The 8,991-nt window shown below is 68.8% G+C and carries 10 protein-coding genes and 2 pseudogenes; 8 read left to right on the forward strand and 4 right to left on the reverse strand.

Annotation, left to right across the window (positions count from 1 at the left end; genetic code table 11):
* Positions 1–128: 128 nt before the first annotated feature.
* Both EES42_RS35530 and EES42_RS46710 read right to left on the reverse strand, forming a co-directional pair.
* Positions 129–755 carry a LysE family translocator gene (locus EES42_RS35530; protein ID WP_124722368.1) on the reverse strand — a complete coding sequence of 209 codons (627 nt, stop codon included), beginning with the start codon at positions 753–755 and terminating at the stop codon, positions 129–131.
* 205 nt (positions 756–960) lie between these two features.
* Positions 961–1,413: a hypothetical protein gene (locus EES42_RS46710; RefSeq protein WP_241196802.1), complete on the reverse strand. Its 453-nt coding sequence runs from the start codon at positions 1,411–1,413 to the stop codon at positions 961–963.
* Between EES42_RS46710 and EES42_RS46715 the strand changes: the two are divergent.
* The 6 genes and pseudogenes from EES42_RS46715 to EES42_RS45755 all read left to right on the forward strand — a co-directional run.
* Positions 1,403–1,708 (forward strand): annotated as a pseudogene (locus EES42_RS46715) (nucleotide disphospho-sugar-binding domain-containing protein); the annotation flags it as partial. The gene EES42_RS46710 and the pseudogene EES42_RS46715 sit on opposite strands and share 11 nt — an antisense overlap.
* Positions 1,709–1,827: 119 nt before the next feature.
* Complete coding sequence (locus tag EES42_RS35545) at positions 1,828–2,391, forward strand: transposase (RefSeq protein WP_124722369.1); 564 nt, start codon at positions 1,828–1,830, stop codon at positions 2,389–2,391.
* Positions 2,392–2,420: 29 nt separating this feature from the next.
* Positions 2,421–3,221, forward strand: coding sequence for an alpha/beta fold hydrolase (locus EES42_RS35550; RefSeq protein WP_124722603.1), 801 nt, complete (start codon positions 2,421–2,423; stop codon positions 3,219–3,221).
* A 775-nt stretch (positions 3,222–3,996) separates the two neighbouring features.
* On the forward strand, positions 3,997–4,401 hold the full coding sequence (locus tag EES42_RS35555) for a hypothetical protein (protein ID WP_124722370.1): 405 nt from the start codon (positions 3,997–3,999) through the stop codon (positions 4,399–4,401).
* A gap of 422 nt (positions 4,402–4,823) precedes the next feature.
* Complete coding sequence (locus EES42_RS35560; RefSeq protein WP_124722371.1) at positions 4,824–5,408, forward strand: GNAT family N-acetyltransferase; 585 nt, start codon at positions 4,824–4,826, stop codon at positions 5,406–5,408.
* A gap of 151 nt (positions 5,409–5,559) precedes the next feature.
* A complete protein-coding gene (locus EES42_RS45755) occupies positions 5,560–5,883 on the forward strand; it encodes a hypothetical protein (RefSeq protein WP_206433762.1) in 324 nt (107 codons plus the stop codon).
* A 449-nt stretch (positions 5,884–6,332) separates the two neighbouring features.
* Here the strand turns inward: EES42_RS45755 and EES42_RS35575 are convergent, their stop codons facing one another.
* Positions 6,333–7,283 (reverse strand): SDR family NAD(P)-dependent oxidoreductase, encoded by a 951-nt coding sequence (locus EES42_RS35575; protein ID WP_124722372.1) that lies wholly within the window; start codon positions 7,281–7,283, stop codon positions 6,333–6,335.
* Between the two features lie 322 nt (positions 7,284–7,605).
* Here EES42_RS35575 and EES42_RS35580 point away from each other — a divergent pair, with 322 nt between their 5' ends.
* Positions 7,606–7,764: a hypothetical protein gene (locus tag EES42_RS35580; RefSeq protein ID WP_164495452.1), complete on the forward strand. Its 159-nt coding sequence runs from the start codon at positions 7,606–7,608 to the stop codon at positions 7,762–7,764.
* A 333-nt stretch (positions 7,765–8,097) separates the two neighbouring features.
* Here EES42_RS35580 and EES42_RS35590 read toward each other — a convergent pair whose 3' ends face one another.
* Positions 8,098–8,370 (reverse strand): DUF6225 family protein, encoded by a 273-nt coding sequence (locus EES42_RS35590; protein ID WP_124722374.1) that lies wholly within the window; start codon positions 8,368–8,370, stop codon positions 8,098–8,100.
* A 226-nt stretch (positions 8,371–8,596) separates the two neighbouring features.
* On the opposite strand from EES42_RS35590, the pseudogene EES42_RS35595 reads away from it, so the two are divergent.
* Positions 8,597–8,991: pseudogene (locus tag EES42_RS35595) on the forward strand (hypothetical protein); the annotation flags it as partial.

Raw genomic sequence — 8,991 nt, forward strand, 5'->3', positions numbered from 1 at the left:
TCAAATCGGAAGGCGTTTGTCCGAGGGAGCAGATGCAGCGGGTCGCTGAACTCAAGCTTCGCCCTCCTCCAGAGCCGACGGTTCGTCAGGCGGGCTCCCGCTGGGATCGCCGGATGGGCCTTGGCGTTCTACGGACGGTAGGTGAGGAGGACGGCGGCGAAACCGAGGAAGGCTACGCCGGTGAGCTGTTCGAGGCGGCGGCGGAACACGGGGTGTTGGATGCGCGTGCCCAGTGCCGAGGCAGCATGGGAGAGGAGCCAGTACCAAGCTGCCAGCTCGATGACATCGATGGCGGTGAAGAGCAGCGTTGTGCTGAGCATCGGTGCGCCGGGCGGGACGAATTGAGGGATCAGGCTCATGTAGAACACGCCGGCCTTGGGGTTGAGAAGGTTGGTACCCATTCCCGCGCGGAATGCCGACGAGCGGCCGGCCGGTGTGGTGGTCTGCTCGGCCGGTTCGGGGCCGGCCGGCCTTCTGGAATGCCACAGAGCGGTGGCCCCCAGGTAGGCGAGGTAGGCGGCACCGCAGATGCGGAGCATGTCGTACGCCGGTGGAGATGCGGTCAGGACGGCCGTCAGGCCGACGGCTGTGGCGATGCCCCAGCCTGCGCAGCCGGTCAGGATGCCCAGAGCGGCGGCCAGTCCGCCCTGTCTGCCCTGGGTCATGGAGGTGCGGACAACGAGCAGGGTGTCGGGGCCGGGTGCCATGTTGATGAGCATGGCCATGCTGGCGAAGGCCGGCACAGAGGTGATCATGGTCTGCGTTTTGGGTCTCCCGACATGGTGGTGCGTAGGCAGGAACGCCGTCCAGAAGACCATGACCCCGAAGCCCGGACAACCCACCCCAGGGCCGCCCTCGTTGATGAGGACCAGGCGCGCCCCGAGATCGTTGTCGGGGGATCGAACTGGCAACCTCGCGTAATCGGGAGTCGCGAATTCTCCAGCTGCGGAGGGGGCATGGTCACTCTGAGTGGTCGCCGGGAGTGTAGTGGCGCCGGGCTTCTCCGGCATCTTCGGCCAGGCGGACTGGGGTGTCGTCGTTGTCGCCCCAGTGCTCCGCGGCCAGGGAAGCAGCGAGGTGCCCCTGGCCGGTGGCGGTGGACTGAGGCGGGGTTTCGCTGATGACAGAGAGGGCGTGCCGCCAGTAACGCAGCGGGAACGAGCCGTAGTGCGCTGCGCGGCGGAACCGGGTGCGGAGGTGCGCACGGAACGCCGGGGTGTCGTCGTGGCCGCTGATGCGGGCGTAGGTGCGCACGAAGTGGCCGAGGGCCTCGGCACGCCGGGTCGGGCACCCGGAGGCCAGGGCCTCGGCGGCGAGTGTGCAGGCGTCCATGATGCCGGAGTAGAACGACGCGACGCCTCCGACCTGGTGGCTCTGCGGTTGGCGGCGCCGACCGTCTCCGTTCGGCAGCATGGCACCGGGCCAGGGGGAACGCTTGGGCGAGCTGGTGGCGGCGGCAGTGACTCGGGCGGTGGTGCGCGCGGTGGTGCAGGCGGGATGGGCCGGCCTGAGCGCGGTCAGCGATGACGTCCTGGCGATCGGCGACCTCCCGCACGACTGGCTGTTCCCTCGCACGGCTGCCGTCGTTCACCACGCCGGGGCGGGCACCACCGCGGCCGGACTGCGAGCCGGGGTGCCTGCCGTGCCGGTATCTGTCATGGCCGACCAGCCGTTCTGGGCGGCCCGGTTGCACCGGGTCGGAGTCGCCCTCAACGAGCCTGGCACCGGCCCACCGGCCCACCGGCCCACCGGCCCACCGGCCCACCGGCCCACCGGCCCACCGGCCCACCGGCCCACCGGCCCAGGCCAGTCGTCCTTCGCCGGGGCATGCGCGCCCCGGTGCTCGCGGTCGGCGACGGCGCCCTGGGCTTCTGGAAGGCGCTGGCCGAGGTGTTCCCCACCACCCGCGAGACGAGGTGCTGGGTTCACAAAACCGCAAACGTACCCGGCTCCCTGCCGAAGTCCGCGCAGCGCGGCGCGAAGAAGGCCATCCAGGACATCTGCAACGCCGAGGACAAGCAGCACGCCGAGGCGGCGATCAGAACGTTCGCCCAGCTCTACGGCGCGAAGTTCCCCAAGGCCATCAAGAAGATCACCGACGACCAGGCCGAGCTGCCGACGTTCCACGACTTCCCCGCCGAGCACTGGATCCAGCTGCGGACCACGAAATCCGATCGAGTCCACGTTCGCCACACGGTCCGGCTGCGGACCAAGGTCACCCGCGGCGCCGGCTCCCGCACCGCTGCCCTGGCCATGGTCTTCAAGCTCGTCGAGTCCGCCCAGCAGCGGTGGCGGGCCGTGAACGCGCCCCACCCCGTCGCCCTCGTCCGCGACGGCGCCCGCTTCGAACGCGGCCGGCTCGTCGAACGCCCCGAGGCGGTTGAGGCATGATCGAGACCAGCCGATTTCCTGGAGGCCACGTGGCATGGTCTGAACACGTTGTGGTGCGAGACGGCGTCCGGCTTGCCTGCCGGGACTGGGGCGGGCCGGGACAGCCCATCGTGTTGCTGCACGGCCTGGCCGGTCACGCGGGTGAATGGGACATGCTGGCACGGCGCTTGAGTTCCCGGTATCGAGTCGTCGCGGTCGACCAGCGCGGGCACGGCGCCGGCCAGTGCCACCCGTGGGACGTCTCCCGCGCAGCCTACGTCGCCGACGTCATCGCCGTTGCCGATCAGCTGGCGCTGCGGCAGCCCGTCCTGGTTGGCCAGTCGCTGGGCGGTCACACCGCCATGCTCACCGCCGCCGCACATCCCGGGCTCGTCCGCGCGCTCGTGCTCGTCGAGGCCGGCCCCGGCGGTCCAAACCCGAACGGCCCCGTGGACATCGGCGGATGGCTTGACTCGTGGCCGACACCGTTTCCCTCACGCGAAGCGGCAGCCGCGTTTTTCGGCGGCGGACCGGTCGGCGCGGGCTGGGCGGCCGGGCTGGAGGAACGCGAGGGCGGATGGTGGCCTCGCTTCGACCGGGACGTGATGGTCCGCTCGCTGGCGGAGAACGCCCAGCTTTCCTTCCGGCACGAGTGGGGGCAGGTCGCGTGCCCCACCCTTGTCGTCTTGGCTCAATCCAGCTTCATCCCGGCGCAGGAAATCGACGAGATGCTCCGGCAGCGACCCGCCACCATGGCCATGAGTATCCCCGGCACCGGCCACGACCTGCACCTGGAACAGCCCAAGATCCTGCACGCCGCGCTCTCGGACTTCCTCAAGGGCCTCGCCTGAACTCCTGCGCGGTCACAGCGACACCAAAGTCAGCCCCTGCACATAGTCACCGATCCGCAGGTGTTGACAATTACTCGCGACCGGGACCATCACGAGATACACGAGCACGCCCTGCCATGGCCTGGCAGCGACTCGTCATCGCCATAGAGGCAACGGAGGACGGAGCACCCGGCACCAGCGTCCGGCCGGCCCCGAGGCGTTTCCGTACCCGGATCACGAGCAGTCCGGCTCCGACACCGGCGACCGCTCCAGCAGCGAGCAGCGGGCCGATGGGGGCGGCTGGACCTGCAACGTACGGGCCAGGAACAGGACGAAAACGGCTCGGGTGATTCCATTGACGAGTCCCACCGAGACCATGGCCTGCGTTGAGGACCTACGGGCTATGACGGGGGCAACCGCCGCAGCCGGTCCGACTGATCGGCGCCGGCGACCCGGGCGCGGCCTGGTCGGAGCCGGCTTCGTGAGTGCGCACCCGGGGCAGAACCATCGCCGACGCCACGAAGGAAACCGCGTCGACCGGCACCGTCCAAGACGCGGTCGGCACTGCCGGCAGTCCGTCGGCAATCGACGGCCCCGTGATGTCGGCTGCGCTGCGGGTGGCTGCCAGTTCTCCGTTCGCATTCACCAGACGTTCCTCGGGCACCACCTGCAGCAAATACCGGGCTGGAGAGAGAAAAGTAGACACCCGGGCCCGCCGACCCGACTGCGGCCATCACGAGCAGCGCCGGAATCGACGGCGGAGGCGGGGTATCGGCCAGGGGGGTAGCGTTCCGGTATGACCTCAGTGCTGCCTCGGTTCCCGCCGCATCCGATTCGTGGCGTGTGTGTCCTGCATCAGAAGCAGAACTGCGCGCCACATTTCGCGGAGATAGAGGTGGATTTCGAGCCCGCAGCCGAGGGCTTCGCCTTCGAGGTAGACCAAGAGCTGACGGTGGAGTACGAACCTGCCGAAAACCTGCCGCGCTTCTTCGCCGCTGCCGCGGCGGGGATCGAGGAGCAACTGAGCTTGCCAGAGCACGGCGTTGTGATCGCCACTCGGGTGGTGTTGCGGCGTGCCCGCGCCGATACGTTCGGCTCTCACGAACTGGCGTTCAAAATCGCGGGCTACCTTGCCGCCCGCGAGGCTTTGGCGTGCGGATTGCCAGCGACTCTCAGCGTTGTTCCTCGCGACGGCGGGTAGCTCAATTCTCACCGTCAGCCGGACCTCAAGTGACAAACCGGCGTGTTGTCGCGGACGGGGTGACAAGTAGCGCGCCGACTTGGTGACCACTCCTGCGCTTCGGCCAAGCGAGACCCCCCACCCCATCGGGGTTTCCATGTTCCGCACCAGCTCGTAAGAGGGCGTTGGGTCCGTTTCTAGTAGTGGCCTGGTCCGGGTTGGGGGAGGAAGTCCTGGCGTCCGAGGCGATTGCGGCTGACGTTCATGTCTGGGCCGTCGGTGAGCAGGCCGTAGCCGTGCCGTTCGCGGACCCTGAATGGCTGGTCGGGGTGCTGGTTGGAGGCGTGCACGATCTGCTGGTGGGCGGTGCCTTGGTCATGAGGGCCGGACCGGGATCGGATATTCGGTGTTCTGCCTGCCCATGAGGACGCAAGATGGTGCGCATGACTTTGGCCACCCCCACGCTGCACACCGCTCGCCTGCGGCTGCGCCCCTTCACCGACGCCGACGCGGACTCCCTCTTCGCGCTGCACAGCAGCACCTACGTGATGCGCTATTGGGACTCCCCGCCGTGGAACGAACAGGCCCGCGCCGAGCGCTTCATCGCGATGTGCCGGAAGATGGCGGACGAAGGCACCGGGGCGCGGGTGGCCATCGACCGCGCTTCTGACGGGGCCTTCGTCGGCTGGTGCGGTCTGACCGGATGGAACCCGGAGTACCGCAGCGCGTCGTTGGGCTACTGCCTCGACGATGCGATGTGGGGCCCCGGCTTCGCGACGGAGACCGTGCACGCCGTGCTGCAGTGGGCGTTCGACGCACTGGACCTGAATCGGGTTCAGGCTGAGACCGATACGCGCAACGTGGCGTCTGCCCGGGTGCTGGAGAAGATCGGATTCGTGCGTGAAGGGACGTTGCGGGAAGACTGCGTCGTGAACGGCGAGGTATCCGACTCGTGGGTGTTCGGGTTGATCAGGCGAGAGTGGCGGCCGTCGGCTGTGCCGATTCCAGCCCACGAAGTGCCGCGTTAGTCCGTTTCTGGTACCGGCCGTGTCCGGGTTGGTCGAGGAGTCCCTGACGGACGAGCCGTCCCAGGCGGGAGCGGGTGAGGTTGATCGAGGGCTCGTCGGTGGGCGGCCAGAGTGGTTCGTGTAGGTCACGAACCCGGAGGATCCGCCGGGGATGCTCGTTGAAGGCGGTCGCGATACGCCGGTAGACGGTGGCGGGGCCTGCGGGGGCTTGTGCGGGTTCGGGCAGGGCGAGGCAGTCGATGGCCTTGCCGGTGGTGACGATCTCAGCGAGGCGGGCCTCGACCTCGGCCAGGGCACTGGTGAGTTGGTCGATCTGTTCGCGCAGGCTGTCGGCGCGTGCGGCGGTCTCGTCGTGTTCGGCCTGCAACAGCCGCAGGAGTTCGGTGACGTTCAGGCAGCCAACTCGACGTCGTCGCGCCAGGCGGGGCTGAGGGTGGTGAAGCGGCGGAGCATGCCTGCGGTGGAGGCCCAGTAGCCTCGGGAGGCGGCGTTGTCGGCCGGTGGTCGTAGCCGTGGGCGAGGCGTCGGTGGAGCATGAGGATGCCGTTGACCTGCTCGACTTGGCGCCTTGCAGCACCGGGTCCTGTGAACGCCCCCGCATGCCATCGCGCGGCCTTACGGATCACGGTGCATCATCGAGGGTTCACCTGCGCTCGCCCGTCCAGCCTTCCACTCGCCTGTTGCTCCTCGACGGCCGAGGTGCCCTTGGACTTGAACGCTCCGCTTCCCTCCCCGTCACCAGCGACGCATGGGGGCGCGAGGACGGACTTTGGACGCTGGCCCGAAGTCCAGCTGATCGGATACCTCCTTCACGTAGCTGGACTTACTTACCGGGAGCGACCTCGTGTCGCACTGAGCGTCCGAGCCGGCCGGGCCGAGCACTGCAGTTGGCCACTGGACGCCGCCCTGGGCGCAACTTCACGCTTATCGGAAGCCGAGGTGCGGATCGGTGCCGACCAGCTCACTGCTGGCCGCCCAGAGGCGGGCGGCGGTGGCCGGGTCGGTCATATGAGAAGGGACGGGCTCACGCCTTGGTGTGCCACGCAGCCCGAAGACCCTCGGCCCCCAGAGTTGCCCGCCCTGCACCTCCGAGTCGAGGAGAGCACGGACAACCGGCCATGCCCCGGCGTCCTTGCCCTGCACCATGAGTCCGGCGGGCAAGGCGCGCAGCCGTTGGCCGGGGGATGTCACGCGTACCGGCGGGCGGGACGGGGTGAGGGAGTCCAGTGCGCCGCCGGGGTGGGCCACCACGCTGAGCACCGAGCTGCCGACTGCGCGTAGGTGGCGATCGAGTTCGAAGCCGAAGGACATCTGCGCCAGCTTCGATCGGCCGTAGGTGCGCTTGGGCCGATAGTCCCTGGTCGACTGCAGATCGCTCAGGTCCAGTCGCTCGGACCGTGCCGCGAAGCTGCCCACTGTCACGATGCGGCCTGCCGGCGCTGCGGACAGCAGTGGGGCCAGCCACTGAGTGAGCGCGAAGTGGCCGAGGTGGTTGGTGCCGAACATCAGCTCGTGGCCGTCCTCGGTCTCTCGACGCGGCGGGTCGTCGAGCGCGACCCCTGCGTTGTAGACGGCCGCGTCGAGATGTTCGAGGTCCAGCTTGTCCACGGCGGTCTTCAGGGATGACAGGTCAGCGAGGTCCAGTTGAAGGTGCCGCACGTGCGCGCCGGAGACGCGCGAGCGGATCGAGGCCATGGCGGCGTCGGCCTTCGCGGGGTCCCGGCTGCCGAGTACGACGACGGCACCGGTGACGGCGAGCTGCTCCGCGACGAAGTAGCCGATCCCGGCGTTACCTCCAGTGACAAGGAAGACCCTGCCCTCGGCAGACGGCAGCCGGTGAACGTTCCACGGTCGGCTCGGGGGTGCGGAAGACACGATGACAAGCTCCTTGCGCTCGGGGCCGCGTGCTCATGGGGAGCACGAACACGCCCAAGGTCGCAGCCTCCACCGACATACCGCCGATGGCTCACGGCCGCCGCCGACAGGCACCCGATACCCCTCCGGAGAACTGCAGAGAGCAAGGAGGCCGCTATGCCATGCCCGGGCGTGGCACTGAGCGCGAGCGCGGCCAGGCGAAGCACTCAGAGGCCGGCTCGGGTTCCCAGTCACAGGGACCGGCGGCCCTCTTCCCGGGAGTTCTACCGGCGGCAGAACTCCCGGGAAGAGCAAACCGACGAGCATCAAGACCGCCGAGGAAGTGCGCAACCGGCTGCGGGTTTTCGCCAACGAGCGCGGCACCATCATCACCGAGCTGCTGGAAGCGCTCGCCGGTCGCGAGCTCACGGAAGCCGAGCGTGAGCAGCGTGCCGCCGAGGCGGCCCTTGAGCTCGGCATCGAGTACACCCTGCAGTTCTGATCGAAGCCTCGCGCGGAACGGGCCGCGTCATCGTCCTGTCGCTGTCGGTCCCTGCCGCGGAGCGGCAGGTCACGAGTGCGGGCAGGCACACGGCATCCCTGCGGTTCGCGGAGAACGTTCCGTTCACCGCCGGGCACGCGGTGGGTGCGATGGACCGGAGAGCCGAGGACTGGCCGGTGGCTCACGCGGCTGCGATCGCCTTGCACGCGGTGAAGACGAGGGAGCCGCTCGGGGTCCTGTCGCCGGAACCCGAGCTGTACGCGGGGACCGGCACCACTCCGCTGAACCCATCTGACCCCGTACCCGGAGCGAGGCGCCGTGGTGGGCCAGGGTTCAGTCCAGACGGTCGTAGGCGCCCGGCTCCCAGTCGGCGAACAGCGTCAGTGCCTTTGCTGTCTCGGTACGTTCCGGCGCTGTGGAGGTGGCCGGCCACCAGCTCTCGACCTGATGGGCGTCCACGAGGACGAAGTCCCGGTATCCGTCGAAGTCGCCGGGGTCGCCTGCCACGCCGATATGGATGGGCGTGGCATCGGGCAGGTCCTTGAGCGCGTCGCGAAGCTGCGCGGCATTCCAGACCTGCGGGGTGTGCTCGAAGACGTCGGTCATGGACACAGAGTGCCGGACCGGACCGTGCTGTCGGTGGAGACACGGCTACGACCGGGGCCAGAGGTTGAACTCGGGCCAGGCTGGTGGCCGTACGGTGACGCCTCGGCGGACCGTGAGGTCGATACGCCTGTGACGGAACGAAGACGTCGTGGTGGACCGCCTGTGACTCGGTGCGGGATACAAATAATTCAGACCACATGCACCGCGCCACTCCTGGGGGAACACCGTGAAGTACACCCGCATCACTGCTCTCGCCGCCATCGGCGTCGCCGCCACCCTTTCGCTCACCGCCTGTGGCAGCGACAGCTCCGGGAAGGACTCGTCCTCCAAGGGCTCCTCGTCCTCGTCTTCTTCGACCCCGGACAGTGGCTCGAAGTCGGAGGGCGGCTCGGGCGACGGCGGCTCGGAGGCCGGCAACGCGAAGTCGGGCTCCGGTGAGGACACCGAGGCAGAGGCAGCCGCGAACGGCGCGGCGGAGACCGGCGGCAAGGTTACGTTCTGCAAGACGCAGGATCTGGCCATCGACGCCACGGACGCCGCGCCCGACGAGGACTCCGGCAGGATCGACATCACCATGATCAACCGGGGTTCGACCACCTGCTCGGCAACGGGCTTCGCGGG

It is taken from the genome of Streptomyces sp. ADI95-17 (genome assembly GCF_003846175.1).
In the GTDB taxonomy this organism is placed as follows: domain Bacteria; phylum Actinomycetota; class Actinomycetes; order Streptomycetales; family Streptomycetaceae; genus Streptomyces; species Streptomyces sanglieri.

What these genes read in the sequence shown, in the direction of transcription:
- EES42_RS35530 (WP_124722368.1), bottom strand. Translation starts at nt 755, where the DNA reads ATGATCACCTCTGTGCCGGCCTTCGCCAGCATGGCCATGCTCATCAAC.
- EES42_RS46710 (WP_241196802.1), bottom strand. Translation starts at nt 1,413, where the DNA reads ATGCTGCCGAACGGAGACGGTCGGCGCCGCCAACCGCAGAGCCACCAG.
- EES42_RS35545 (WP_124722369.1), top strand. Translation starts at nt 1,828, where the DNA reads ATGCGCGCCCCGGTGCTCGCGGTCGGCGACGGCGCCCTGGGCTTCTGG.
- EES42_RS35555 (WP_124722370.1), top strand. Translation starts at nt 3,997, where the DNA reads ATGACCTCAGTGCTGCCTCGGTTCCCGCCGCATCCGATTCGTGGCGTG.
- EES42_RS35560 (WP_124722371.1), top strand. Translation starts at nt 4,824, where the DNA reads ATGACTTTGGCCACCCCCACGCTGCACACCGCTCGCCTGCGGCTGCGC.
- EES42_RS45755 (WP_206433762.1), top strand. Translation starts at nt 5,560, where the DNA reads ATGCTCGTTGAAGGCGGTCGCGATACGCCGGTAGACGGTGGCGGGGCC.
- EES42_RS35590 (WP_124722374.1), bottom strand. Translation starts at nt 8,370, where the DNA reads ATGACCGACGTCTTCGAGCACACCCCGCAGGTCTGGAATGCCGCGCAG.